Source organism: Thauera butanivorans NBRC 103042 (genome assembly GCF_001591165.1).
Lineage (GTDB): Bacteria > Pseudomonadota > Gammaproteobacteria > Burkholderiales > Rhodocyclaceae > Thauera > Thauera butanivorans.
The window spans coordinates 1-25256 of the sequence record NZ_BCUG01000028.1 but is presented as its reverse complement, the minus strand read 5'-3'; the positions used below and the strand labels follow the sequence as shown (position 1 = coordinate 25256).

General features: G+C 67.9%; 25 protein-coding genes and 1 pseudogene. 20 read left to right on the top strand and 6 right to left on the bottom strand.

Annotation, left to right across the window (positions count from 1 at the left end; all coding sequences use genetic code 11):
• The first annotated feature begins 27 nt into the window (after positions 1 to 27).
• The 3 genes from msrA (at position 28) to TBU01S_RS12400 (ending at position 1550) form a co-directional block, all read left to right on the top strand.
• Positions 28 to 597 carry a peptide-methionine (S)-S-oxide reductase MsrA gene (msrA, locus tag TBU01S_RS12410; protein WP_169802971.1) on the top strand — a complete coding sequence of 190 codons (570 nt, stop codon included), beginning with the start codon at positions 28 to 30 and terminating at the stop codon, positions 595 to 597.
• A 70-nt stretch (positions 598 to 667) separates the two neighbouring features.
• A complete protein-coding gene (locus TBU01S_RS12405) occupies positions 668 to 1012 on the top strand; it encodes an FKBP-type peptidyl-prolyl cis-trans isomerase (RefSeq protein WP_068636945.1) in 345 nt (114 codons plus the stop codon).
• A gap of 79 nt (positions 1013 to 1091) precedes the next feature.
• The gene (locus TBU01S_RS12400; protein ID WP_068636944.1) at positions 1092 to 1550 is read left to right on the top strand and encodes an Lrp/AsnC family transcriptional regulator; all 459 of its coding nucleotides are present in this window, start codon (positions 1092 to 1094) and stop codon (positions 1548 to 1550) included.
• Between the two features lie 37 nt (positions 1551 to 1587).
• On the opposite strand, the gene TBU01S_RS12395 is transcribed toward TBU01S_RS12400, so the two are convergent.
• Positions 1588 to 2934 carry a sodium-dependent transporter gene (locus TBU01S_RS12395; protein ID WP_068636943.1) on the bottom strand — a complete coding sequence of 449 codons (1347 nt, stop codon included), beginning with the start codon at positions 2932 to 2934 and terminating at the stop codon, positions 1588 to 1590.
• 454 nt (positions 2935 to 3388) lie between these two features.
• Between TBU01S_RS12395 and TBU01S_RS12390 the strand changes: the two genes are divergently transcribed.
• Positions 3389 to 6976, top strand: a complete 3588-nt coding sequence (locus tag TBU01S_RS12390) for an indolepyruvate ferredoxin oxidoreductase family protein (RefSeq protein WP_068636942.1) — start codon at positions 3389 to 3391, stop codon at positions 6974 to 6976.
• Positions 6977 to 7092: 116 nt separating this feature from the next.
• On the top strand, positions 7093 to 8142 hold the full coding sequence (locus tag TBU01S_RS12385; protein WP_068636941.1) for a Glu/Leu/Phe/Val dehydrogenase dimerization domain-containing protein: 1050 nt from the start codon (positions 7093 to 7095) through the stop codon (positions 8140 to 8142).
• A 109-nt stretch (positions 8143 to 8251) separates the two neighbouring features.
• Here TBU01S_RS12385 and TBU01S_RS12380 read toward each other — a convergent pair whose 3' ends face one another.
• From TBU01S_RS12380 to TBU01S_RS12370, 3 genes are read right to left on the bottom strand one after another with little or no spacing between them, the layout of a single operon-like run.
• Positions 8252 to 8758: an Hsp20/alpha crystallin family protein gene (locus TBU01S_RS12380; protein ID WP_068636940.1), complete on the bottom strand. Its 507-nt coding sequence runs from the start codon at positions 8756 to 8758 to the stop codon at positions 8252 to 8254.
• 55 nt (positions 8759 to 8813) lie between these two features.
• The gene (locus tag TBU01S_RS12375; protein ID WP_068636939.1) at positions 8814 to 9197 is read right to left on the bottom strand and encodes an Hsp20/alpha crystallin family protein; all 384 of its coding nucleotides are present in this window, start codon (positions 9195 to 9197) and stop codon (positions 8814 to 8816) included.
• 16 nt (positions 9198 to 9213) lie between these two features.
• Positions 9214 to 9645: an Hsp20/alpha crystallin family protein gene (locus TBU01S_RS12370; RefSeq protein WP_068636938.1), complete on the bottom strand. Its 432-nt coding sequence runs from the start codon at positions 9643 to 9645 to the stop codon at positions 9214 to 9216.
• A gap of 155 nt (positions 9646 to 9800) precedes the next feature.
• On the opposite strand from TBU01S_RS12370, the gene TBU01S_RS12365 reads away from it, so the two are divergent.
• From TBU01S_RS12365 to groL, 5 genes are all read left to right on the top strand, one after another.
• Entirely contained in the window at positions 9801 to 10739 is a 939-nt protein-coding gene (locus TBU01S_RS12365) for a DnaJ C-terminal domain-containing protein (protein WP_068636937.1), read from the top strand.
• A gap of 3 nt (positions 10740 to 10742) precedes the next feature.
• Positions 10743 to 11051 (top strand): chaperone modulator CbpM, encoded by a 309-nt coding sequence (locus TBU01S_RS12360; RefSeq protein WP_068636936.1) that lies wholly within the window; start codon positions 10743 to 10745, stop codon positions 11049 to 11051.
• Between the two features lie 124 nt (positions 11052 to 11175).
• Positions 11176 to 11808 carry a diguanylate cyclase gene (locus TBU01S_RS12355; RefSeq protein WP_068636935.1) on the top strand — a complete coding sequence of 211 codons (633 nt, stop codon included), beginning with the start codon at positions 11176 to 11178 and terminating at the stop codon, positions 11806 to 11808.
• A gap of 210 nt (positions 11809 to 12018) precedes the next feature.
• Positions 12019 to 12336: a co-chaperone GroES gene (locus TBU01S_RS12350; protein ID WP_068636934.1), complete on the top strand. Its 318-nt coding sequence runs from the start codon at positions 12019 to 12021 to the stop codon at positions 12334 to 12336.
• A gap of 31 nt (positions 12337 to 12367) precedes the next feature.
• The gene (gene groL / locus TBU01S_RS12345; protein ID WP_068636933.1) at positions 12368 to 13990 is read left to right on the top strand and encodes a chaperonin GroEL; all 1623 of its coding nucleotides are present in this window, start codon (positions 12368 to 12370) and stop codon (positions 13988 to 13990) included.
• A 152-nt stretch (positions 13991 to 14142) separates the two neighbouring features.
• Here the strand turns inward: groL and recQ are convergent, their stop codons facing one another.
• Positions 14143 to 16008 (bottom strand): DNA helicase RecQ, encoded by a 1866-nt coding sequence (recQ, locus tag TBU01S_RS12340; RefSeq protein ID WP_088178875.1) that lies wholly within the window; start codon positions 16006 to 16008, stop codon positions 14143 to 14145.
• A 109-nt stretch (positions 16009 to 16117) separates the two neighbouring features.
• Entirely contained in the window at positions 16118 to 17725 is a 1608-nt protein-coding gene (locus TBU01S_RS12335) for a Na/Pi cotransporter family protein (RefSeq protein ID WP_068636997.1), read from the bottom strand.
• 427 nt (positions 17726 to 18152) lie between these two features.
• Here TBU01S_RS12335 and coxB point away from each other — a divergent pair, with 427 nt between their 5' ends.
• From coxB to TBU01S_RS25100, 10 genes and pseudogenes are all read left to right on the top strand, one after another.
• Positions 18153 to 18935, top strand: a complete 783-nt coding sequence (coxB, locus tag TBU01S_RS12330) for a cytochrome c oxidase subunit II (RefSeq protein ID WP_088178874.1) — start codon at positions 18153 to 18155, stop codon at positions 18933 to 18935.
• Positions 18936 to 18972: 37 nt separating this feature from the next.
• Positions 18973 to 20553 carry a cytochrome c oxidase subunit I gene (gene ctaD, locus TBU01S_RS12325; protein ID WP_068636930.1) on the top strand — a complete coding sequence of 527 codons (1581 nt, stop codon included), beginning with the start codon at positions 18973 to 18975 and terminating at the stop codon, positions 20551 to 20553.
• 110 nt (positions 20554 to 20663) lie between these two features.
• Positions 20664 to 20780: a cytochrome oxidase small assembly protein gene (locus TBU01S_RS24505; protein WP_217999611.1), complete on the top strand. Its 117-nt coding sequence runs from the start codon at positions 20664 to 20666 to the stop codon at positions 20778 to 20780.
• Positions 20777 to 21382: a cytochrome c oxidase assembly protein gene (locus TBU01S_RS12320; protein ID WP_068636929.1), complete on the top strand. Its 606-nt coding sequence runs from the start codon at positions 20777 to 20779 to the stop codon at positions 21380 to 21382. The genes TBU01S_RS24505 and TBU01S_RS12320 overlap by 4 nt, the downstream gene beginning before the upstream one ends.
• A gap of 3 nt (positions 21383 to 21385) precedes the next feature.
• Positions 21386 to 21610 (top strand): DUF2970 domain-containing protein, encoded by a 225-nt coding sequence (locus tag TBU01S_RS23065; RefSeq protein ID WP_369404206.1) that lies wholly within the window; start codon positions 21386 to 21388, stop codon positions 21608 to 21610.
• A gap of 34 nt (positions 21611 to 21644) precedes the next feature.
• Entirely contained in the window at positions 21645 to 22520 is an 876-nt protein-coding gene (locus TBU01S_RS12315) for a cytochrome c oxidase subunit 3 (RefSeq protein ID WP_068636928.1), read from the top strand.
• A gap of 19 nt (positions 22521 to 22539) precedes the next feature.
• The gene (locus tag TBU01S_RS12310) at positions 22540 to 23376 is read left to right on the top strand and encodes an SURF1 family protein (protein WP_068636927.1); all 837 of its coding nucleotides are present in this window, start codon (positions 22540 to 22542) and stop codon (positions 23374 to 23376) included.
• Positions 23345 to 24010: a redox-active disulfide-containing membrane protein gene (locus tag TBU01S_RS12305; RefSeq protein ID WP_245650915.1), complete on the top strand. Its 666-nt coding sequence runs from the start codon at positions 23345 to 23347 to the stop codon at positions 24008 to 24010. The genes TBU01S_RS12310 and TBU01S_RS12305 overlap by 32 nt, the downstream gene beginning before the upstream one ends.
• Positions 24010 to 25119: a COX15/CtaA family protein gene (locus tag TBU01S_RS12300; protein WP_217999613.1), complete on the top strand. Its 1110-nt coding sequence runs from the start codon at positions 24010 to 24012 to the stop codon at positions 25117 to 25119. The genes TBU01S_RS12305 and TBU01S_RS12300 overlap by 1 nt, the downstream gene beginning before the upstream one ends.
• A pseudogene (locus TBU01S_RS25100) lies at positions 25116 to 25256 on the top strand (heme o synthase); the annotation flags it as partial. The gene TBU01S_RS12300 and the pseudogene TBU01S_RS25100, both read left to right, overlap by 4 nt.

Here is a 25256-nt window from a genome sequence, read left to right as displayed (position 1 = left end):
GCCGGCGGGTCTGCCAGGCAAGGGAGCATGATCATGACGACTGAAACGAATGCGAATCCGGGCTTCGAAACCGCCATTTTCGGTGGCGGCTGCTTCTGGTGTCTGGAAGCGGTCTTCCTCGAAACCGAAGGCGTCCACGCCGTGATGTCCGGCTACTGCGGCGGCCATGTCGACTCGCCGAGCTACCGCCAGGTCTGTACCGGCACGACTGGCCATGCCGAGGTGGTGAAAATCGACTTCGACCCCGCAGTGATCACCTACCGCGATTTGCTCGAAATCTTCTTCGCCATCCACGACCCGACCACGCCGGACCGCCAGGGCAACGACCGCGGCCCGCAGTACCGCTCGGCGATCTTCGCCACCAGCGGGGCGCAGCGCCAGGCCGCATCGGCGATGATCACCGAACTGGAAGCGGAGCACGTCTTCGCCGATCCGATCGTCACCACGGTGGAAGCCGCGCCTGCGTTCTGGCCGGCCGAAGCCGAGCATCACGACTACTACGCCCGCAACGGCGAGCAGCCGTACTGCCAGTACGTGGTGGCGCCCAAGCTGGCCAAGTTCCGCGCCCGCTTCGCCGGCCGCCGCCGCGACAGATAGCCTGCGGCGGCTGGAAGGCCGCACTGGCAGGTAGAATCCCAGCCTTTATCCCCCGGAGCAGGAGAAGAGCATGACCCAGACCACCACCGCCAGCGGCCTCGTCATCGACGACCTCGAAACCGGCAGCGGCGAAACCGCCGTCAAGGGCAAGATGGTGTCGGTGCATTACACCGGCTGGCTGACCGATGGCCGCAAGTTCGATTCGTCGAAGGATCGCAACGACCCGTTCAACTTCCCGCTCGGTGCCGGCCACGTCATCCGCGGCTGGGACGAAGGCGTGCAGGGCATGCAGGAAGGCGGCAAGCGCAAGCTGACGATTCCGCCGGAGCTGGGCTATGGTGCCCGCGGCGCCGGCGGCGTGATCCCGCCCAACGCCACGCTGGTGTTCGAGGTCGAACTGCTGAAAGTGCTGTGAGTTGCAGCCGGGCCGGCCTTGCCGGCCGCGGACGGGGACCGGCGCAGGCCGGTCGATGTGGAGAAGAAAGGGGGAGAACATGAAACTCGACCAGGCGCAGCGCCAGATCCTCACCCTGCTGCAGAAGGACTCCACCCTCAGCACCCAGTCGCTGGCAGAGAAGGTCGGCATGTCGCCCACGCCATGCTGGCGGCGGGTCAGGGAAATGGAAGAGGCCGGCCTGATCCGCGGGTATGTCGCGCTGGTCGACCGGCAGAAGCTGGGATTGGGCACCTGTGTGTGGGTCAGGGTCAAGCTCAAGCAGCACGGCGCCGATGTGCTCGAACGCTTCGAGCGCGTGGTCAAGGCCTGCGACGAAGTCGTCGAATGCTACGAACTGCTGGGCGAGACGGATTGCCTGCTCAAGCTCTACCTGCCCAATCTCGAAGCCTTGTCGGTGTTCATGCACAGCTTCCTGCTGAAGATCCCCGAGATCGACGTCACCCATTCCAGCGTGGCGCTGCGCGAGATCAAGAACGAAACGGCGCTGCCGCTGTGAGGCGGCAGCGCCGTCCGGGATGGCCCGCGGCGGTCTGTCAGAGGTTGTGCCAGAACACGAACAGCACGGCGATCGGCGCCACGTAACGCGTCAGCAGCTTCCATATCGCAAAGCCGCCATTGCCCAGGCGCAATTCCCGGCGCACGCTTTCCTGCTCCAGTTTCCAGGCAACGAAAACGATCGCGCCGAGGCCGGCGAGCGGCAGCATGAACTTGCTGGTGATGTAGTCGAGCAGGTCGAAGATGTTCAAGCCGGCGAACTTGACGTCGCCCCACAGATTGAAGGACAGCAGCGCGGCGATGCCCAGGGCCCAGATCGTCAGTCCGGCGATGACGGTGGCGCCGATGCGCTTGAGCGGCGTGCGCTCTTCCAGCAGTTCCACCACCGGCTCCAGCAGCGAGATCGAAGACGTCAGCGCGGCGAAGGTCAGCAGCAGGAAGAACAGGGTACCCAGTACCAGACCGCCGGAGATGTTGCCGAAGGCCAGCGGCAGGGTGACGAACACCAAGCCGGGGCCGGCGGCCGGGTCCAGGCCGTTGGCGAACACGATCGGGAAGATCGCCAGGCCGGCGCACAGGGCGAAGGTGGTGTCGAGGATCACCACGGTGCGGGCAGCGCGCAGCAGATTGACCTCCTCGCCGAGATACGAACCGTAGGCCATCATCACGCCCATGCCCAGCGACAGCGTGAAGAAGGCGTGGCCGAGCGCGGCCAGCAGCACCTTGCCGTCGAGCTTGCTCCAGTCGGGATTGAACAGATAGGCCACGGCCTCGCCGAAGCTGCCGGTGGTGATGCCGTAGCCCACGAGCACGATCAGGATCAGGCCCAGCGCCGGCATCATCAGCTTGGAGCCGCGCTCCAGGCCGCCGGTGACGCCCAGTGCGACCACGCCGATGGTCAGCAGCATGAACAGCGAATGCCAGACGAGCAGTTCGCCCGGGCGGGCGAGGAAGGCGTCGAAGGCGGCGCCGATCGCGGCCTTGTCGAGCCCGCTGAAGCCGCCGAGGGCGGCATCGCGGATGTAGGCCAGCGCCCAGCCGCCGATCACGCTGTAGAAGGACAGGATCAGGAAGGCGCCGAGGATGCCGATCGCCCCCACCAGCGCCCAGTTGCGGTGGTGGCCGTGCTCGCGGGCCAGGGCCGACATGGTGTTGATCGGATTCTTCTGCCCGCGGCGGCCGAGCAGCCATTCCGAGACCAGGATGGGCACGCCGATGAAGGCGATGCAGGCGAGATAGACGAGCACGAAGGCTGCGCCGCCGCTCTGCCCGACCATGTAGGGAAACTTCCAGATGTTGCCCAGGCCGACCGCGGAACCGGTGGCCGCGAGGATGAAGCCCAGCCGCGAAGACCATTGGGCGTGGGGAAGTGCTGTCGTCGCCATGTCATCGCCCCCCGGCCGGGCTGATGGAGCAGGATGGACGGGGCCTTCCGGACGGCCGGCAGGAACGGGCGGCAATGGGAATCATGGTGGTCTCCTCGTTTTATTGATGGCGCTCGTGGCGCGAAGTGGTCAGGGCTGAATGATTTCCCGCGCCGGTATGGCGCTGGGAGCCGGGCGATGTGTGCCCACGCCCTGTTCCGGGGCCTTCCCGGCCGCAGGTGGCGTGGCCGGGGCGGTGCTGAATAGTATTTGTGATGAGTGAAAAAATTTTTCTTATTGATCGGGTTTTGGCGTCGATTCAGGAAAAATTTTTCTTCGCTGCTCCGTAGCATGCGGAGCTGGCGTTCGGTGCTGCGAACGTGCCAAACCAACCATTCATCAAGGAGACAACGCCGACAGGCCGCTTGCGCACGCCATCAGCGTGGCGCACAAGCCTGCGGCGGTTCACGCCACCATGTCGAACACACTGCCCCCCGTCACCCTCGACGACAAGTATACCCTCGGCACCGGCCGCGCCTACATGACCGGCATCCAGGCCCTGGTGCGCCTGCCGATGATGCAGCGCATGCGCGACCAGGCCGCGGGGCTGAACACCGCCGGCTTCGTCACCGGCTACCGCGGTTCGCCGCTGGGCAACGTCGACCAGGAATTCTGGAAGGCGAAGAAATTCCTCGAGCCGATGCACATCCGCTTCCAGCCAGGCCTCAACGAGGACCTGGCGGCGACCGCGGTGTGGGGCACGCAGCAGGTCGATCTCGACCCCGATGCGCTCTACGATGGCGTGTTCTCGATCTGGTACGGCAAGGGCCCGGGCGTGGACCGCACCGGCGACGTGTTCCGCCACGCCAATGCCGCCGGCACCTCGAAGCACGGCGGCGTGCTGGTGATCGCCGGCGACGACCACGCAGCCAAGTCGTCCACGCTGCCGCACCAGACCGAGCACGTGTTCAAGGCCCTGATGATGCCGGTGCTGGCGCCGGCCGGCATCCAGGAATACCTGGAATACGGCCTGCACGGCTTCGCGCTGTCGCGCTATTCGGGCTGCTGGGTGGCGTTCAAGGCGCTGACCGACACGGTGGAGACCTCCGCTTCGGTCGACGTCGACCCGTTCCGCGTGCGCACCGTGATCCCGTCCGCCGACGACTTCCCGCTGCCGGCCGACGGCCTCAACCTGCGCTGGCCCGACCCGCCGCTGGTTCAGGAAAAGCGCCTGCTGCACCACAAGCTGTATGCCGCGCTGGCCTACTGCCGCGCCAACGGCCTGAACCGCAGCGTGATCGACAGCCCCAGCGCCCGGCTCGGCATCATCACCAGCGGCAAGAGCTATCTCGACGTGCGCCAGGCGCTCGAGGACCTCGGCATCGACGACGACACCGCCTCGGCGATCGGCCTGCGCGTGTTCAAGGTCGGCATGGTGTGGCCGCTCGAGGCCGAGGGCGTGCGCCGCTTCGCCGACGGTCTGGAAGAGATCCTGGTGATCGAGGAGAAGCGCCAGTTCCTCGAATACCAGCTCAAGGAAGAGCTCTACAACTGGAAGGAGGACGTGCGCCCGCGCGTGATCGGCAAGTTCGACGAGAAGGGCGAATGGGGGCTGCCGCACGGCGACTGGCTGCTGCCGGCGGCTGGCGAGCTGACGCCGGCGATGATCGCCCGCGCCATCGCCGCGCGCATCGCCCGCTTCTACACCTCGGACCGCATCAAGGCGCGGCTCGCCTTCATCGAGGCCAAGGAAGCCGCGCTGGCCAAGCCGCGGCTGTCGATCCAGCGCGTGCCGCACTACTGTTCCGGCTGCCCGCACAACACCTCGACCAAGGTGCCGCAGGGCTCGCGCGCGATCGCCGGCATCGGCTGCCACTACATGGCGACCTGGCTGTCGCCCGAATCGACGCAGACCTTCTGCCAGATGGGCGGCGAAGGCGTGCCCTGGGTCGGCCAGGCGCCGTTCACGAAGACGCCGCACGTGTTCGCCAACCTGGGCGACGGCACCTACATGCACTCGGGCATCCTCGCCATCCGCGCCGCGGTGGCGGCGAGGGTGAACATCACCTACAAGATCCTCTACAACGACGCCGTGGCGATGACCGGCGGCCAGCCGCACGACGGCACGCTGTCGGTGCCGATCATCGCCCGCCAGCTGCTCGCCGAAGGCGTCGGCAGCGTCGTCGTCGTCAATGACGGCACGGCGCGCGCCTACGGCCCGGCCGACCTGCCGCACGGCGTGCCGATCCGCCACCGCGACGAGATGGACGCGGTGCAGCGCGAACTGCGCACCGTGCCGGGCGCCACCGCGATCATCTACGACCAGACCTGCGCCGCCGAGAAGCGCCGCCGCAGGAAGCGCGGCAAGTTCCCCGATCCGGCCAGGCGCGTGGTCATCAACGACCTCGTGTGCGAAGGCTGCGGCGACTGCAGCGAGAAGTCCAACTGCATGTCGGTGGCCTCGGTCGAGACCGAGTTCGGGCGCAAGCGCACGATCGACCAGTCCTCGTGCAACAAAGACTATTCCTGCGTGAAGGGCTTCTGCCCCAGCTTCGTCACCATCGAGGGCGGCAAGCTCAGGAAGGGCAAGGCCGTCGGCGGCACGGCGAACGCATTCGCCGACCTGCCGCAGCCGCAGCTGCCGGACACCGCCGCGCCGTGGGGCATCCTCGTCACCGGCGTCGGCGGCACCGGCGTGGTCACCATCGGCGCGCTGCTGGGCATGGCCGCGCACCTGGAAGGCAAGGGCGTGTCGGTGCTCGACATGGCCGGGCTGGCGCAGAAGGGCGGCGCGGTGTGGTCGCACGTGCGCATCGCCGATCGTCCCGATCAGCTCCATGCCGCCCGCGTCGCCGCCGGCGAAGCCGACGCGGTGATCGGCTGCGACCTCGTGGTGGCGGCGAGCGACGAGTCGCTGGCGAAGATGCAGCACGGCCTCACCCGCGCCGTCATCAACCGCGACCAGACCATGACCAGCGACTTCGTGCGCGGCTTCGCCGCCCAGTCGCGCAGCGGCGACGTCGGCGCCAACCCCGACCCGCAGTTCCCCGCGCATTCGATGGAGGCGCAGATCGTCGACGCCGTCGGTGCCGGCCGCGCCGAATTCCTCGACGCCACCAACATCGCCACCGCGCTGCTGGGCGATTCCATCGCCACCAACCTGTTCATGCTCGGCTACGCCTGGCAGAAGGGGCTGGTGCCGCTGAGCGGCGAAGCCATCCTGCGCGCCATCGAGATCAACGGCGCCGCGGTCGAGGCCAACAAGGCCGCCTTCCAGTGGGGCCGCCGCGCCGCGGTCGACCCGAAGGCCGTGGCCGACGCCGCGAAGCCGCAGCACGGCAGGCCGGAACACCACCGGCTGTCGACCAGCGTCGACGAGGTGATCGCCCGCCGCAAGGCCCACCTCGCCGACTACCAGGACGCCGCCTATGCCGGGCGCTATGCGAAGCTGGTCGCGCGCGTGCAGACGGCCGAAGCGCGCGTCGCCCCCGGCATCACGCTGCTCACCGAGGCGGTGGCGCGCGGCTACCACAAGCTGCTCGCCTACAAGGACGAATACGAGGTGGCGCGGCTCTACACCGACAGCGACTTCCTCGAGCGCGTCGAGGAACAGTTCGAAGGCGACTACAAGCTCGTCTTCCACCTCGCCCCGCCGACGCTGGCCGACAAGGACCCGCAGACCGGCGAGCTGCAGAAGAAGACCTACGGCCCGTGGATGCTGAAGGCGATGCGCGTGCTGGCGAAGTTCCGCCACCTGCGCGGCTCGGTGCTCGACCCCTTCGCCCGCAGCCACGACCGCAAGCTGGACCGCGAGCTGATCGCCGACTACGAGCGCGTGGTCGACGAGATACTCGCCGGGCTGGAGCCGGCCAACCACGAAACCGCGGTGGCGCTGGCTTCCCTGCCCGAGGAGATCCGTGGCTTCGGCCACGTCCGCGAACGCTACCTGGCCGGCGCGCGCAAGCGCCAGGCGGAGTTGCTCGACGCCTTCCGCCGCCGCCAGCCGGCCGCCGGGCCGGCAGTGGTCGTCGGCCGCAAGGTCATTCCGGTGCTCGCCGGCTGAGCCGGCCCGCTGCGCCGCCATCCACCGATTCAAACCGCTGGCCGTTGCCGGCGCCGCCATCAGCGGTGCCGGCGCGGGCGGCACATTTCGACGTTCCCATGAGGAAGGAGACAAGCATGGCTGTTTTTTCACTGAGCGATTTCGCCGACCACGAGCAGGTCGTATTCGTCAGCGACGACAGGAGCGGACTGAAGGCGATCATCGCCGTCCACAATTCCAATCTCGGCCCCGCGCTGGGCGGCTGCCGCATGTGGCCCTATGCCACCGAGGAGGAAGCGATCCGCGACGTGCTGCGCCTGTCGCGCGGCATGACCTACAAGTCGGCGATGGCCAACCTGAAGCTGGGCGGCGGCAAGTCGGTGATCATCGGCAACCCACGCACGCAGAAGACGCCCGAACTGCTCGCCGCCTTCGCCCGCGCGCTGCAGCAGTTGAACGGCCGCTACATCGCCGCCGAAGACTCCGGCACCAGCGTCGCCGACATGAAGTACATGGCGCAATTCACGCCGCACGTCGCCGGCATCGTCGACAAGCCTTCCGATGAAGGCACCCGCAGCGGCGACCCGTCGCCGGCCACCGCCTACGGCACTTTCATCGGCATCAGGGCCGCGGTGAAGGACCGGCTTGGCCGCGATTCGCTGGAAGGGCTGCGCGTAGCCGTGCAGGGCGTGGGCAACGTCGGCTTCGACCTCGCCCGCCAGCTGAAGGAAGCCGGCGCCAGCCTGTGGGTGACCGACATCCACCGCGACGCGCTGACCCGCGCGGCGAAGGAACTCGGCGCCACCGTGGTCGCGCCGGAGGATATCTTCGGCCTCGACGTCGACGTCTTCGCCCCCTGCGCGCTGGGCGCCGTCCTCAACGACCAGACCATCCCGCAACTGAAGGCCGGCATCGTCGCCGGCGCCGCCAACAACCAGCTTGCCGAAGCCCGCCACGGCGTCGAACTGATGACGCGCGGCATCCTCTACGCGCCCGACTACGTCATCAACGCCGGCGGCATCATCGACGTCTACCACGAGCGCATCGGCTTCGACCGCAAGGCCCTGCTCAGCCACATCGAAGGCATCCACGACAACCTGATGGAAATCTTCGAGCGCGCCCGCAAGGAGGAACGCCCCACCGGCGAAGTGGCCGATGCGATCGCGGAGGAACGCTTCAAGCGTTGATTGCCCGCGGTGCGCATGCTATCGACGGGGGCCGGTCCGGCTCCCGTCTTTGCCTGCACGGCCTGCAGCCCGGCACGACGGACGCCATCGTCGGCGCCCGGCGCCGCATCTATTCCACCCGGATCGTGACCGGCTGTGGCGTGCCGGGCCGGCTCTTGGGCATCTCCACCCGCAGCACGCCGTTGCGGTAGCTGGCGCGGGCGGCATCGGCCAGTACCGGCACGGGCAGTGCCACCACGCGCCGGAAGCTGCCGTAGGCGCATTGCATCACGCGCCAGCGGCCCTCGGTGCTCTCGCGCTCGAAGCGCTTTTCGCCTTCCACGACCAGTGAATCGCCCTGCACCCGGATGTCGAGGTCTTCCTTCTCCAGCCCGGGCACCTCGAGCTTCACGACCAGCCGCTGCCCGTCCTCGAACAGTTCACCGCCCAGGATCGCCCAGCCGCGGGTGGGCAGGTAGGACAGATCGTCCACCTCGGCCTTCGCTGGCAGGTTCGTCTGCTCTCCGGCCTTGAAGCGGGTCAGCGCGCTGGCGGCGAAGCGGGTGAGGTGGCGCCAGCCTTCGGCGAGATTGTCCAGCAGCGAACCGACGTTTTCCTTCAGGGATTCCAGTTTCATGTTCAGCCTCCTGGGCGGGACGCACCCGGTGCCCCGCCGTCGTGTTGCCTGCCCCTCAGGCGACCTGCACCTCGATGCGCCGCGGCTGTGCATGCTCGGCCTTCGGGATGCGCAGCGTCAGCACGCCGTGGCGGAATTCGGCGCTTACCTTCCCGGTGTCGAGTTCCTTCGACAAGGTGAACACCCGCCGGTAGCGCGGCAGCTTGACTTCCGCGTGGCTCGCTTCCATGCCTTCGGGCAGATCCAGGGCCAGCGTGCCCTCGATGGTCAGCGTGTCGGCCTCGACCTGCAGCGAGAGATTGTCCTTCGGCACGCCGGGCATGTCGGCATGCAGCGTGATGCCGCTCGCGTCCTCGATGACGTCCACCGCCGGCAGCAGGGCCGGTTCGGTGCGCGGGGTTTCGTCCGTCGTCCGGGTGAGCTTGGTGTTGTCGTTCATGGTTCGTCCTCCTCGCTTACTGGATGGCGATGCGCCGCGGCTGCGCTTCTTCCTTGCGCTGGATGCGGATGTGCAGCACGCCGTCGCGGTACTTGGCCTCGATCGCATTGGGATCGACGTCGTCGGGCAATGACACGACACGGCGGAAGCGCCCGGCGAAACGCTCGTCGATGTGGACCGCTGCCTTTTCCGGCACCTCGGCCGCCTTGCGCTCGCCGGCGATGGCGAGCGTGCCTTTCTCCAGCTGGACATCCAGCGTGGCCGGGTCCAGTCCCGGCGCAAAGGCGTAGATATCCACCGTGAGCGGCGTGCCGCCCACGTTCAGCGCCGGAAAGCCGCGCGTCAGCCCGCGGATGTTGGGGCCGACATCGAAAGCCTGCTGCATTTCGCGTTGCAGCCGGTCCAGTTCCGCGAACACGTCGCGGGGAAACAGGGAACGGTAGTACATGCTTGCCTCCTTTCGTCAGAGCCACGGGCGCCTTGCGCCGACGCCCCGATTGGCTATTTAGGGCATCGGAGAGAAATTTCAAGGTCTTGATTCGGAGCGTGTTTTTCGCCATCTTCAGAAGAGATGGGCAAACTCACGCAAGCGGGGTTCTTGTCATGAAATACCAGGATTACTACCAGATCCTCGGAGTGAGCCGGGACGCCGGGCCGGAGGAAATCAAGAAGGCTTTCCGCCGGCTGGCGCGCAAGTACCACCCGGACGTCTCGAAGGAAGCCGACGCCGAGGCGCGTATGCAAGAGGTCAACGAGGCCTACACCGTGCTGTCCGATCCGGAAAAGCGCGCAGCCTACGACCGCCTCGGCCAGGGCTGGCATGCCGGCGAGGAATTCCGCCCGCCGCCGGACTGGGGCGGCGAGTTTCACTTCGGCAGCCACGGTTTTTCGCCCGACGAAGCAACCGAGTTCAGCGATTTCTTCAGCCAGCTGTTCGGCGGCCTGGGCGGCTTCGGCCGCCAGCCGCGCGGCTTCCGCAGCCGCGGCGCCGACCATCGTGCCCAGGTGCTGCTCGACATCGAGGATGCCTTCACCGGCGCCACCCGCCAGCTCAGCCTGCAGCAGCCGCAGGCCGATGCCCAGGGCCGCGTCACGCTGGCGACGCGCACGCTCAACGTGAAAATTCCGCCGGGCGTGCGCGAGGGCCAGATCATCCGCTTGGCGGGGCAGGGCGAGCCGGGCACCGGCGGTCCGGCCGGCGATCTGCTGCTGGAAGTGCGTTTCCGCCCGCACGCCCGGCTGCGGGCCGAGGGCCGCAACCTGCACATGGCGCTGCCGGTGGCGCCGTGGGAAGCGGCGCTGGGCGCGGTTGTGCCGGTGCAGTTGCCTGCCGGTACGCTCAAGGTGCGCATCCCGGAAGGCTCGCAGAGTGGCCGCCAGCTGCGTGTGCGCGGCAAGGGCATTCCGGGTTCGCCGGCGGGTGATCTGCTGCTCGACATCCAGGTGGTGCTGCCGCGCGCCGACACGCCCAAGGCACGCCAGCTATACGAAACGATGGCGCGGGAGCTCGCATTCGACCCGCGCGACGCTGGGAGGGCCTAGGCCATGCGCGACGAAGACGTCCTGATCGGCAGTCTGCTGGAAGAAACCTGGATGACCCTGGAGCAGCTCGCTGCCGCCTGCGCGGTGGAGCCCGACTGGCTGCGCCACCACCTCGACGAGGGGCTGTTTCCGCACACCGAGAGCGTGTCCGGCGTATGGCGGTTTTCCGCCGCCGCGCTGACGAGGGCGCGTCGCATGCGCCGGATCGAGCGCGACTTCGAGGCCGTGCCGGAACTGGCGGCGCTGGTGGCCGATCTGCTGGAAGAGCTCGATGCGGCGCGTGCGAGGCTGCGCCGCGCGGGCCTCGATTGAAGCGCAGCCCTGCCAGCGCAACCGGCCGGCACCTTCTTGCGCTGACGCTCGGCGCGCCGGAGGATGAAGACTGTGCCGTTTCCCTGCGCTGTTTTCATCGCCCCTGCCCATTTGGAGGATCGCCATGGAGATACTGCAAAGCATCATCGCCCAGGTCGATACCGTGCGGCTGCCGCTCTACGCAGTGACGGTCACCGCGCTGCCGCGGCCGGACACGCCGCTCTTGCTGATACTGCACTGGCACGGCTTTCGCCGCGACGAGCGGATGCCCGCCGGCGACCCGCTGACGCGCCGGCGGCCGGTGCCGGGGTCGGCGCTGCAGCTCAATGCGCGCTGGTGGGCGCTGGAGGAAATCGATGCCGCGATGCTCGATGCGGCCTGGCAGCTCGGTGCCTGGGACATGGAACGGCACGCCCGGCGCGCCTGCGCGCGCGTGGGTGCGCCCGAGCAGGAGACGGTCGAATGCCGCCAGGCTTTCGGCGCCAATCCGCTGGCGCCCGGCGACGAATCGCATCTGCTGGCCGAGGCCCCCGACCGCAGCGAGATGATGCATTTCGCCGCGGCGAAGGGCTATGTGCGCTGGCTGTTCCGTCCGGTGCGCGGCGGCGTGTGGCGCACGGTCGCCGAGGACGACACGCTGCGCCCCGACGGCGGCCGCGAACCGCCGTGCCCGGTGGCGCCCAGGTCCGGCCAGGGCCGGCGCGGCGTGCCGCTCGTGTATCGCCTCGGCAGGGTGACCCGCATCGTCCTGCCCTGATGCCCATGCCGCAGGCCGGGCGCCGGAGTCTGCCGCCTGGCCAGGCCTTTCGCATTTTCCATGCAGCCCCTCTTGAAATCGCTCCGACACGTCCCCAGATCGATTTCCGCCGGCGGGCAGCCGGCCCCGGATCGGCCGCTCCGCTGCGGATGCGCGCAGCCTTGGAGCGGCCGATCCCATTGGTGATATGAACTCGTAAAGGAGATAGAGATGCACATTCGTCCCCTCCGCGACCGGATTATCGTCAAGCGAATCGAAGCGCAGCGCACGACGGCATCCGGCATCGTGATTCCCGACTCCGCGGCCGAAAAGCCCGAGCAGGGCGAGGTCGTCGCCGTCGGCCCCGGCCGCCGCGACGACAAGGGCGAGCTGATCCCGATGGAAGTGAAGGCCGGCGACCTGGTGCTGTTCGGCAAGTACGCCGGACAGACGATCAAGGTCGATGGCGAGGAACTGCTCGTTATGCGCGAGGACGACGTCATGGGCGTCGTCGAGCGCGAGGCCGCGGCGCTGAAGAAGGCCGCCTGATCCCCACACGCATTGCAGGAGACCAACAGACATGGCAGCAAAGATCGTCCAGTTTCATGACGAAGCCCGCGAACGCATCGTGAAGGGCGTCAACACCCTGGCCAATGCGGTCAAGGTCACGCTTGGCCCGAAGGGGCGCAACGTGGTGCTCGATCGCAGTTTCGGCGCGCCGCTGATCACCAAGGACGGCGTCTCGGTGGCCAAGGAAATCGAGCTGAAGGACAAGCTGGAGAACATGGGCGCGCAGATGGTGAAGCAGGTCGCGTCCAAGACCGCCGACATCGCCGGCGACGGCACCACCACCGCGACCGTGCTGGCCCAGGCCATCGTCGCCGAGGGCATGAAATACGTGGCCGCCGGCATGAACCCGATGGACCTGAAGCGCGGTATCGACAAGGCCGTCGCCGTCACCGTCGACGAGTTGAAGAAGCTGTCCAGGCTCTGCTCGACCAACAAGGAAATCGCCCAGGTCGCGTCGATCTCGGCCAACTCCGACGGCGCGATCGGCGACATCATCGCCGAGGCCATGGCCAAGGTCGGCAAGGAAGGGGTGATCACCGTCGAGGACGGCAAGTCGCTGGAGAACGAGCTCGACGTCGTCGAGGGCATGCAGTTCGACCGCGGCTACATCAGCCCCTACTTCATCAACGATCCCGACAAGCAGGTCGCCGTGCTCGAAGAGCCGCTGGTCCTGCTGTACGACAAGAAGATCTCCAACATCCGCGACCTGCTGCCGGTGCTGGAAGAAGTGGCCAAGGCCGGCCGTCCGCTGCTGATCATCGCCGAGGACGTCGATGGCGAGGCGCTCGCCACGCTGGTGGTCAACAGCATGCGCGGCGTGCTGAAGGTGGCCGCGGTGAAGGCGCCGGGTTTCGGCGACCGCCGCAAGGCCATGCTGGAGGACATCGCCATCCTGACCGGCGCCACGGTGATCTCCGAAGAAACCGGCAAGCAGCTCGAAAAGGCGACGCTGGCCGACCTCGGCCGCGCCAAGCGGGTGGAGGTGCACAAGGAAAGCACCACCATCATCGACGGCGCCGGCGAAGAGGACAGGATCAAGGCCCGCGTGGCGGCGATTCAGCGCCAGATCGAGGACACCACCTCCGACTACGACCGCGAGAAGCTGCAGGAGCGCGTGGCCAAGCTCGCCGGCGGCGTCGCCGTGATCAAGGTCGGCGCTGCCACCGAAGTCGAGATGAAGGAGAAGAAGGACCGCGTCGACGATGCGCTGCACGCCACCCGCGCGGCGGTGGAAGAAGGCATCGTGCCGGGCGGCGGCGTCGCGCTGCTGCGCGCCCGCGCCGCGATCAAGGCGCTGAAGGGGAGCAACCACGATCAGGATGCCGGCATCAAGATCGTGCTGCGCGCGCTCGAAGAGCCGCTGCGCGCGATCGCGGCCAACGCCGGCGACGAACCCTCGGTGGTGGTCGCCAAGGTCGAGGCCGGCCAGGGCAACTTCGGCTACGACGCGGCCAGCGGCGAATACGGCGACCTGGTGGAAACGGGCGTCATCGACCCGACCAAGGTCACCCGCACCGCGCTGCAGAACGCCGCGTCGGTCGCCGGCCTGATCCTCACCACCGATGCCACGGTGGCCGAGGCGCCGAAGGAGGCCAAGGCCGCGGCGCCGGCCATGCCCGACATGGACTATTGAGCGTCTTGCCCCCCGCCCGTGGGCGGCGGCGGGCGTGAAGTCCTGCGCGACCCGGGACGGGGTTTCGGCCCCTCCCGGGTTTTTTTGTCCGTGCGGGCACCTGCAAGGCCTGCGGTGCGCGTGCATCTCCCGTGCGCAGCGGCCGGCAGGGTTCAGGTCGTCTCGGCGACGATGCCGAGGATGGCCTCGCCGTAGGCTTCCAGCTTGCGGTCGCCGACGCCGCTGATGCCGGCCAGTTCGGCCAGCGACTGCGGCCGGGTGATGGCGATCTCGCGCAGCGTGGCGTCCTGGAAGACGACGTAGGCCGGTACGTTGCGCTCTTTTGCCGTTGCCACGCGCCAGGCGCGCAGGCGGTCGAACAGCGTGGTCGGGATGCCGCCCGGGATGTCGAGCGGGGCGGCGCTGCGGCGCTTGCCGCGGCTGCGGCTCTTTTCGCGTTCCAGGCGCAGGTGGAACGCGGCTTCGCCGCGCAGCAGCGGGCGGGCGGCGTCGGTCAGGCGCAGTGCGTTGTAGCGCTCGTGGTCCACAGCGATGAATTCGCGCGCGACCAACTGGCGGAAGATCGTGCGCCAGCGCTTTTCGTCCAGATCGCTGCCGATGCCGAAAGTGGTGATGTCCTGGTGGCCGCGTTCGACGACCTTGTCGGTCAGTTCGCCGCGCAGCACGTCGATCAGGTGCCCTGCGCCGTAGCGCTGGCCGGTGCGGTAGACGCAGCTCAGCGCCTTGCGCGCGGCCTCGGTCGCATCCCAGGTCTGCGGCGGATTCAGGCAGTTGTCGCAGTTGCCGCAGGGGCCGGAATCCTCGCCGAAGTAGGCCAGCAGGTGCTGGCGGCGGCAGGTGGTGGCCTCGACCAGGCCGACCAGCACGTCGAGCCGGTTGCGCGCCAGGCGCTTGAATTCCTCGCCGGCCTCGGACTCGTCGATCATGCGGCGCTGCTGCACCACATCCTGCGCACCCCAGGCCATCCAGGCCTGCGCCGGCAGGCCGTCGCGGCCGGCGCGGCCGGTTTCCTGGTAATAGCCCTCGATCGAGCGCGGCAGGTCGAGGTGGGCGACGAAGCGCACGTCGGGCTTGTCGATGCCCATGCCGAAGGCGATCGTCGCCACCATGATCAGGCCGTCCTCGCGCAGGAAGCGGGTCTGGTGTTCGGCGCGCACGTCCTGCGTCATGCCGGCGTGGTAGGGCAGGGCCTTCAGCCCCTGTTCCTGCAGCCAGGCGGCGGTTTCTTCCACCTTGCGCCGCGACAGGCAGTACACGATGCCGGCCTCGGAGGCGCATTCCTCGCGGATGAAGTGCAGCAACTGGCGGCGTGGGTCGTCCTTGTCGACGATGGTGTAGCGGATGTTCGGGCGGTCGAAGCTGGAGACGAAGCGGCGCGCATGCTGCAGGTTCAGCCGCTGGGCGATCTCCTCGCGGGTCTGGCGGTCGGCGGTGGCGGTCAGCGCGATGCGCGGGATGGCCGGGTAGCGCTCCGGCAGGATCGACAACTGCAGGTATTCGGGGCGGAAGTCGTGGCCCCATTGCGAGACGCAGTGTGCTTCGTCGATGGCGAACAGTGCGAGCCGGCCGGTGTCGCGCAGATGGTCGAGCTGGTCGAGAAAGCGCGGCGTCATCAGGCGCTCGGGCGCGACGTAGAGCAGGTCTAGCCCGCCTGCGTGCAGCGCACGCTCGACCGCGCGGGCCTCGTCGGCGCCGAGGCTGGAATTGAGGTAGGCCGCCTTCACGCCGGCCTCGACCAAGGCGCTGACCTGGTCCTGCATCAGCGCGATCAGCGGCGACACCACGATCGCCGTGCCTTCGCGCAGCAGCGCGGGAATCTGGTAGCACAGCGACTTGCCGCCGCCGGTGGGCATCAGCACCAGCGCGTCGCCGCCGGCCGCGACCTGCTCGACGATGGCCTGCTGCTCGCCGCGGAAGGCGGAATAGCCGAAGACGTGTTCGAGGATGTGCAGCGCGCCGCCGGGCTGGGTCGGGGGGGAAGACGGCACGGGGGGAGAAGAGGCGAACGCAGTGTCCATGGCGCGTATTGTACCGGCTTCACGGTCCTGGCATGGTGGCGCGCCAGGTCGATTTCATGACGTCTGCAATTTTTGTCGCGGGAGAGAGGCGCGGAAGAGTGCGCCCGGCTCAGTCCGTGCCTTCTTCGGCCTCCGCGTTCTGTGCCGCCTCCGCAGCCGAGCTGCCTTCTCCCAGGGCCGCAATCATGCGTGCGGCTTTGGCGATCTGCCGCGCGGCGCGGCGGGTGAGGCTCGCAAGCCGTAGCCAGTCCTGCATCGTTCGGATGTCCAGGCGGGCATGCGCGCCGGCGAGGAACAGGGCTTCCTTCAGGGCCTGATAAGACGTTTCCATTTCGTCGAGGCGCACCGATACCGCGCCGGAGCTGAAAGCGTCGCGCAGGGGGACGGCAGCCTCGGCCAGATTGGTGAGGGCATGGCGGAAGGCTTCGGCCTCGGTACGAAAGCCCGGCACCGTCGAGTCCGGGAGGTCCAGCTCTCCGGCCAGGCCGGCGACTTCCTGCAGCAGCACCACGGCGGTCTCCTGGTAGCGCAGCGTGCGCAGGCTGTGGGCGAGCTGTTCGACGAGTGCGAGCGGAAGCCGTGCGCCACTGAGCCGATGGGCATAGTCGCTGATTGCCGGCGCCAGAGCCTGCAAGGACGCGGTTTCGCGCCTGACGCCAGCCTCATCCGGTGGCTGGTGCGTAATCGCCGTCAGCCCGGCCACGGCGAACTCCTGCGAGCGCGACAACTCCAGGCGCAGCGCGCGCATGGCGAGATCGGGGACCGTCAGCGAGTTCGCATCCAGGTACCGCGGCCGGGCCGCCTCTTCTTCGCGGGTACGGAACAGGCGCTCGAGCAGGCGCGGCATGCCGGGCGCCAGCGGTACCATCAGCAGCACGCCGAGCACGTTGAAGGTGGTGTGGAACAGCACGATCATCAGCGCCGGCGTCGCCGGTTGTTCGAGCACGCCGCGCAGCCAGTCCGCCAGGCCGATCAGCGCTGGCAGCAGCAACAGCGCTGCGATACCGGTCACCACATTGAACAATACGTGCGCCGCCGCCAGCCGGCGTGCGGCGGCGGTGGCGCCGATGGCCGCCAGTACGGCGGTGGAGGTGGTGCCGATGTTGGTGCCGATCACGATCGCGCAGGCCGCTTCCACCGAGAGCAGGCCACCTTGTGCCGCCGTGATGACGATGGCGACGACTGCCGCCGAAGTCTGCATCAGGACGGTGAGCAGCGTGCCGATGCCGATCAGTATCAGCCAGCCGGCAAGACCCGGTGCGATGAAATCCTGCAGGTCCACCATGCCGCCGATGCCGGAGAAACCATCCTTGAGCACGCCGATGCCGAGGAACAGGATGCCGAAGCCGGCCAGCGCCTGCCCCAGCGAGCGCGCGCGCAGTGTCCGGCCGGCCAGCATCAGCATGGCGCCGATACCGACGAAAGGCAGGGAAAAAGTGTCGATCTTGAAACCGAAGCCGAGTATCGCTACCAGCCACGCGTTCATCGTCGAGCCGAGGTTCGAGCCGAATATGACCCACAAGGCGTTCTTCAGCGGCAGCAGGCCGGTATTGACGAAACCGATGCTGGCAATGGTGACGGCGGTGGATGACTGCACCAGCGCGGTGATCAGGTAGCCGGCCGCCAGGCCGCGCGGAGCAGTGGCGGTACCGCGTTCGAGCAGGCCTTCCAGGGCGCGGCCGGCGGCCAGCTTCAGTCCCTCGGTCATCATGTTCATGCCGATCAGGAACAGGCCGATGCCGCCGACGAGCGCGGCGAACAGGGCGAAGGGCGTGGCGGCGGCGGTTTCCAGGACGGCTCTCCGGCGTGGCTTGGGGCAGCCAAGCGTAATACCGATAGCGGCCGCCGCAAAGCGGGCACGGTATCGAGAAGGGCGGACGCACATGCCGTGCCGTATTGCTGCGTCGCGGGAAACGAGCCTATGGGAAAACCCCGAAGCCGCGGCGAAAGCGCACGTATGCCACGGCTCCTAGCAAATATTGCAGTGCGGAAACTTGATTTTTATCAAAATCCCATGTTGCGGATATGATTTTTGCTATGGCACCATCGATCGCACAGGCCGAAACTACATTGTGTAGGGGGTGGTCATGGAACGTGCCAGTCGCATCACGGGCGCTCTGCTAGCTGCCGGCGCTGCTTGGCCTGTGTCTGCACAGGAAACGCCGGCGCGCTACAACCTCCAGGCGCCGGTCACCGGCATCGCCGAGCAGATCAACGACATGCATACCCTGATGCTGGTGATCTGCCTGATCATCTTCATCGGCGTGTTCGGCGTGATGTTCTGGGCGGTGTTCAACCACCGCAAGTCCAGGGGCGCGGTCGCGGCCAATTTCCATGAGAACACCGCGGTCGAGATCGCGTGGACCATCATCCCCATCCTGATCCTGCTCGGCATGGCCTGGCCCGCGACCCGGACCGTGATCGAGATGAAGGACACCTCCAATCCCGACATCACGGTCAAGGCCACCGGCTACCAGTGGAAATGGGGCTACGACTACCTGCAGGGCGAAGGCGAAGGCATCCGCTTCCTGTCCAGCCTGTCCACGCCGCGCGAGCAGATCGAAGGCGGTGCGCCCAAGGGCGAAGCCTATCTGCTGGAAGTCGACAAGCCGCTGGTGGTGCCGGTCGGCAAGAAGGTACGGGTGCTGCTGACGGCCAACGATGTCATCCATTCGTGGTGGGTGCCGGCTTTCGGCGTCAAGCAGGATGCCATTCCCGGCTTCATCCGCGACACCTGGTTCCGTGCCGACAAGGAAGGCGTCTACCGGGGCAACTGTGCCGAGCTGTGCGGCCGCGATCATGGCTTCATGCCGATCGAGGTCCACGTGGTGTCGGCCGAGAAGTACACCGAATGGGTACGCCAGCAGCAGGCCGCGACCGCCGGCGTGGAGCAGGCATCGCTGGCGCCGCAGCCGCCGGCCCTGTAGCCGCTGTCCCGCCGCCGTTTGACAGGAGGACCTTCGCATGGCCGCCGTCACACATGATCAGATCCAGGCCCATCACCCCGGCCCGACCGGCTTGATGCGCTGGCTCACGACGACCAACCACAAGGACATCGGCACGCTGTACATGATCTTCAGCTTCATCATGTTCCTGTCCGGGGGCGTGATGGCGCTGACGATCCGCGCCGAGCTGTTCCAGCCCGGTCTGCAGGTGGTGCAGCCGGAATTCTTCAACCAGCTCACGACCATGCACGGGCTGGTGATGGTATTCGGCGCCATCATGCCGGCCTTCGTCGGCTTTGCGAACTGGATGATCCCGCTGATGATCGGCGCCAGCGACATGGCTTTCGCGCGCATGAACAACTGGAGCTTCTGGCTGCTGCCGCCGGCCGCGATCCTGCTGCTCGGCTCCTTCTTCGTGCCCGGCGGCGCTTCGGCCGCGGGCTGGACGCTGTACGCGCCGCTGTCGGTGCAGATGGGCATGGGCATGGACATGGCGATCTTCGCCATCCACATCATGGGCATCAGCTCGATCATGGGCGCGATCAACATCGTCGTCACCGTGCTCAACATGCGCGCGCCCGGCATGACGCTGATGAAGATGCCGATGTTCTGCTGGACCTGGCTGATCACCGCCTACCTGCTGATCGCGGTGATGCCGGTGCTGGCCGGCGCGGTGACGATGATCCTGACCGACCGCCACTTCGGCACCAGTTTCTTCAACGCCGCGGGCGGCGGCGATCCGGTGATGTACCAGCACATCTTCTGGTTCTTCGGCCATCCGGAGGTGTACATCATGATCCTCCCGGCCTTCGGCATCGTCAGCCACATCATCCCCGCCTTCGCGCGCAAGCCGCTGTTCGGCTACGCCTCGATGGTCTATGCCACGGCTTCCATCGCCATCCTGTCCTTCGCCGTGTGGGCGCACCACATGTTCGCCACCGGCATGCCGGCCGCAGGCCAGCTCTTCTTCATGTACGCGACGATGCTGATCGCGGTGCCCACCGGCGTGAAGGTGTTCAACTGGGTGGCGACGATGTGGCGCGGCGCGATGAGCTTCGAGACGCCGATGCTGTGGGCCACCGGCTTCATCTTCGTGTTCACGATCGGCGGCTTCACCGGCCTCATCTGTGCCATCGCGCCGATCGACATCCAGGTGCAGGACACCTATTACGTCGTCGCGCATTTCCACTATGTGCTGGTGGCGGGGTCGCTGTTCGCGCTGTTCGCCGCTGCCTACTACTGGCTGCCCAAGTGGACCGGCCGCATGCCCAGCGAGCGTCTCGGCAAGCTGCATTTCTGGTGTTCGATGGTGTTCTTCAACATCACCTTTTTCCCGATGCACTTCCTCGGCCTCGCCGGCATGCCGCGCCGCATTCCCGACTATGCGCTGCAGTTCGCCGATTTCAACGCCATGGCTTCGGTGGGTGCGTTCGGCTTCGGGCTGTCGCAGCTGATCTTCATCGCCGTGGTGCTCAAGTGCGCGCGCGGCAGTGGCGAACGTGCGGCAGCACGTGCCTGGGAAGGTGCCGAGGGGCTGGAATGGACGGTGCCTTCGCCGGCGCCGCACCACACCTTCGAGGAGGCGCCGGTCGTGAAGTGAGCCGGCGCCGCATGGACAGGGTTCGGGGTGAGCGGAGAGCGAGGGTGGAGACGACCGGGAGAGGGAGGCTTGCTCTCCGCCTCACCGCCAGCATGACGAGGATGGACGACATGACGCGCAGCGACGACCGCAGGGCAGCCAACCGGCGCACCGGCCTGGTGCTGGCCGCGGTCGCTTTCGCCTTCTTCGCGTTCGTGATCCTCAAGTACAAGGTGTTCGGCCAATGAGTGCGCATGCGAACCGCCGCCTCGCCGCGGACAACCGCCGCCTGTTGTTGCGCCTGGCCATATCGGCGGTGGTGATGTTCGGCTTCGGTTTCCTGCTCGTGCCCTTCTACGAGAAGATCTGCGAAGTCACCGGCATCAACAATTTCCTGCGCCCGGAAGCCGAGCAGGGCGCGCGCGCGGTCAATACGCAGGTCGATGCCAGCCGCAGCATCCTGGTCCAGTTCGACGCCAATCTGCACGATCTGCCGTGGCGTTTCCAGCCGTTGCAGCGCTCGATCGAGGTGCATCCGGGCCAGTTGGTCCAGGTCGAATACGAAGTGTCGAACACGCGCGACGTGCCGGTCACCGGCCAGGCGGTACCGAGCTACGGCCCGCAGGTCGCCGGGCGCCACTTCAACAAGCTGGACTGCTTCTGCTTCGCCCAGCAGACGCTGGCGCCGGGCGAGCGCCGCGTCATGCCGGTGGTGTTCGTCATCGACCCCGCGCTGCCGGAGGAGGTCACGGTCATCACGCTGTCGTACACCTTCTTCGAGCTGCAGGGGCGCAACACGACGGCCGCGGTGCCGGGCAGCGCAGCGGCAGCACCGGTGCCGGGAGGCTGAGCGGTGGGCGCGGGGCGCGACGGAGCCAGGCCTGGAACGCCGCGCCAGGCCGGTTTCTGGGCGACGATGCGTGCCGTGCTGTGGTCCTTCTTCGGCGTGCGCAAGCGGCAGGCCTGGCTGGACGATGCCGGATCGCTGAATCCGCTTGCGGTCGCCGCCGCCGGCGTGCTGGCGGGGGCGATCTTCATCATCACCATCGTCGTCGTCGTGCAGGTGGTGCTCGCCTAGCGGCACCGAACGGGGTTCGAACAGGGAGAAAGCCATGAGTCAGACAACAGCCGCTCGGGGGTTCGACCACTACTTCGTGCCCGAACCGTCGACCTATCCCCTCTTCGGCTCGGTTGCGCTGCTGCTGTTCGGCGCCGGGGCCGCGCTGTGGCTCAACGACGTACCGTCCGGGCCGTGGATTTTCCTTGCCGGCGTGGCGGTCCTGATCTACATGCTGTTCGGCTGGTTCGGCCAGGTGGTGCGGGAATCCGAGTCCGGCCGCTACGGCTGGCGGGTGGGCAAGTCCTTCCGATGGTCGATGGGCTGGTTCATCTTCTCGGAAGTGATGTTCTTCGCCGCCTTCTTCGGTGCGCTGTTCTACGCCCGCGTGCTGTCCGTGCCCTGGCTGGCCTCGGGCGACAACGAGGCGCTGCTGTGGCAGGGCTTCAGCAGCGCCTGGCCCACCGCCGGGCCTTACACGCCGAGCGGCGCCGAGGCTTTCACGCCGATGGGCGCCTGGGGCATTCCGGCGATCAACACGCTGATCCTGCTGACTTCGGGCGCCACGCTGACCTGGGCGCACCATGGCCTGCGCGCCGAGCGGCGCGGCCAGCTCAAGCTGGGGCTGCTGCTCACCATCGCGCTCGGCCTGGTGTTCCTCGGCCTGCAGATCTATGAGTACGGGCATGCCTATGCCGAACTCAACCTGCGGCTCGACAGCGGCATCTACGGCACGACCTTCTACCTGCTCACCGGCTTCCACGGCCTGCACGTCACCGTCGGCGTGATCATGCTGACGGTGATGCTGGGCCGTGCGCTGGCCGGCCATTTCAGCCCGCAGCGCCACTTCGGTTTCGAAGCCGCAGCCTGGTACTGGCATTTCGTCGATGTGGTGTGGCTGATCCTGTTCGTCGTCGTCTACCTGCTGTAGCTGCCCGGGAGCCGATGCGATGCCTGCTGCTGCCCGCCTCCGCCTGTTGCTGCCCTTGCTGGCAGGCGCGCTGGTGGCCGCCGTCACGCTGGCGCTCGGCAACTGGCAGGTGCGCCGTGCCGAAGAAAAGCAGGCACTGCAGGCCGTGCTCGACGCCGCCGCGCAGCGCCCGGCGCTGGTGCTCGACACCCTGGCGGAAGGCGCGGGCGTGATGCCCGGCCAGCGCGTCAGGCTCGAAGGCGAATGGCTGCCGGCGGCGGGCATCTTTCTCGACAACCGCACCCATGCCGGCCGCGCCGGCTATCAGGTGCTGATGCCCTTGCGGCTGGCCGACGCTTCCGGGGTGGTGCTGGTCAACCGGGGCTGGGTTCCGGCCGGCGCCGATCGCGCGATCCTGCCCGTGGTGCCGGCCGGATCGGGCCGTGTGACGCTGGAAGGGCGGGCGCAGATACCGGAAGCAGGCGCGTTCACGCTGGCACGGGACGGCGAGTTCGAGCAAGGCCGCTTGTGGCAGGTGCTGGACATCGCCCGACTGGCCGCGCGGACGGACATCGGCGGCGGCGTGACAACGCTGACGGAGCGTCCGGGCCTGCCGCTCTGCAGCGCGCGGGCAGGGGAAAGGGGGCAGGCCGGGGCCTGCTTCGCCCCCTGGCTGGTGCTGCAGACCTCTGCAGCGGCCGATGGCCTGGTGCGCGACTGGCCGGCGCCGTCGGCCGGCGTCGAACGCCATCACGGCTACGCTTTTCAATGGTACGCGCTGGCCGCGCTTGCCACCGTGCTGAGCTGCGCCTACGCCCGGCGCCTTTTCCTGCGGAGACCCGACGATGAACGGAAGCCTCGCCTCGCCGGACGCTGAGCACGGCCGCTCCGCGCTTGCGCCCAAGGAACGAAGCAGGGCACGCCGGACCCTGCTGCTGCTCGCGCTGGTTTGTGTGCTGCCGGTGCTCGCGTCCTACCTGATGTTCTACGTCTGGCAGCCGGAGGGGCGGGTGAACAACGGCACGCTGCTCGAACCGGTGCCGCTGCCGGATTCCCGCCTGCAGGGCGTCGACGGCCAGCCGGCGCTGGGCCGCGCCGATTTGCAGGGGCGCTGGACCCTGCTGCTCGCGGCGCCGTCGATCTGCGACAGTGCGTGTGCCCGTGCGCTCTACGTGTCGCGGCAGGCCCGCCTGGCGCAGGCCCGCGAGATGGAGCGTGTCACCCGCGTATGGCTGCTGACCGACGACGGCAAACCCGCCGAAGGGCAGTTGCCCGGTTCCTCGCTGGCCGATGCGCTGCACGTCGTCCGCGCCGATGCCGGTTGGCTGGCTGCGCTGCCGCCGCCGGCGTCCGGCAGTCTGACGGGGACGATCTATCTCGTCGATCCGCTGGGCAAGGTGATGATGCGTTTCGACGACCGGCTCGACGTCACCGAAGCGGCGCGTGCGCTGACCAAGGATCTGCAGCGCCTGCTGAAGTACTCGGCGCTGGGCAGGGGAGAGCGGCCGTGATGGCCATGCTCGCCTGGTATCGCCGGCTCGCGCTCGGTGCGCTGCTGCTGACCTTCGTCGTCGTCGTCTTCGGCGCCTACGTCCGCCTGGCCGACGCCGGCCTCGGCTGCCCGGACTGGCCGGGTTGCTATGGCAAGCTGACGCCGGCCCATGCCGCCGATGTCATCCGCGACGTGCATGCCGCCGAACCCCACGGGCCGGTCAGCCTGGCAAAGGCGTGGAAGGAGATGATCCACCGCTATCTGGCCGCCAGCCTCGGCCTGCTCATCCTTGCCATTGCCGTGCTGGCATGGCGTCTGCGCGACCATCCGCGCGCCGCGCCCGGGGTGGCGCTGGCGCTGGTCGGCGTGGTGGTGTTCCAGGGCCTGCTCGGCAAATGGACGGTGACGCTGCTGCTGAAGCCGGCCATCGTCACTGCACACCTGCTCGGCGGGCTGACCACGCTGGCGCTGCTGGCCTGGCTGGCGCTGCGCGCCTGTGGCGCGGGGCAAGCCCATGCAAGGGCGAGCCGGGAAGGCCCGGGACGCATCGGCCCGGGGCGCGATGGCCTGCGATCTACGCCAATGCTGTCGGTCGGGGCGCGGCTGGCTTTCGTGCTGCTCGTCATCCAGGTTGCCCTCGGCGGCTGGACCAGCACCAATTACGCCGCGCTCGCCTGTACGGACTTCCCGACCTGCCACGGCAGCTTCGCGCCCGAGGCCGATTATGCCAATGCCTTCCACGTCGTGCGCGAGCTGGGCATGACGGCCGATGGCGAACTGCTGTCGAACGCCGCGCTCACCGCCATCCACTGGTCGCACCGCATCGGCGCGCTGGTGGCCGGCGGGGCTCTGCTGCTGCTGGGTTGGGCGCTTTGCCGGCGGCAGGACACTTTCGATGCCGGTGCGACGCTGCTGGCGGCGCTGGTGCTGCAGATCGGGCTGGGCATCGCCAATGTGCTGCTGTCGCTGCCCTTGCCGCTGGCGGCGGCGCACAACGCGGGTGCCGCCCTGCTGGTCGGCATCATGGTGTGGGTGAATTTCCGGCTGGCTGCGCCGGGTGTCGTGGCGCTGCCGGCGCGGCGGCGTCATGGCACGCTGCCGGTCGTGTTCGAGGAGGGGAGACCATGAAGACATTTGCCCTGGGAACGGCGCGTGCCGGCCGTCTGCGAGCTTTCTACGTTCTGACCAAGCCCAAGGTGAACACGCTGATCGTGTTCTGTGCGGTGATCGGCATGTTTCTCGCCGTGCCGGCGGGGCTGCCGGAT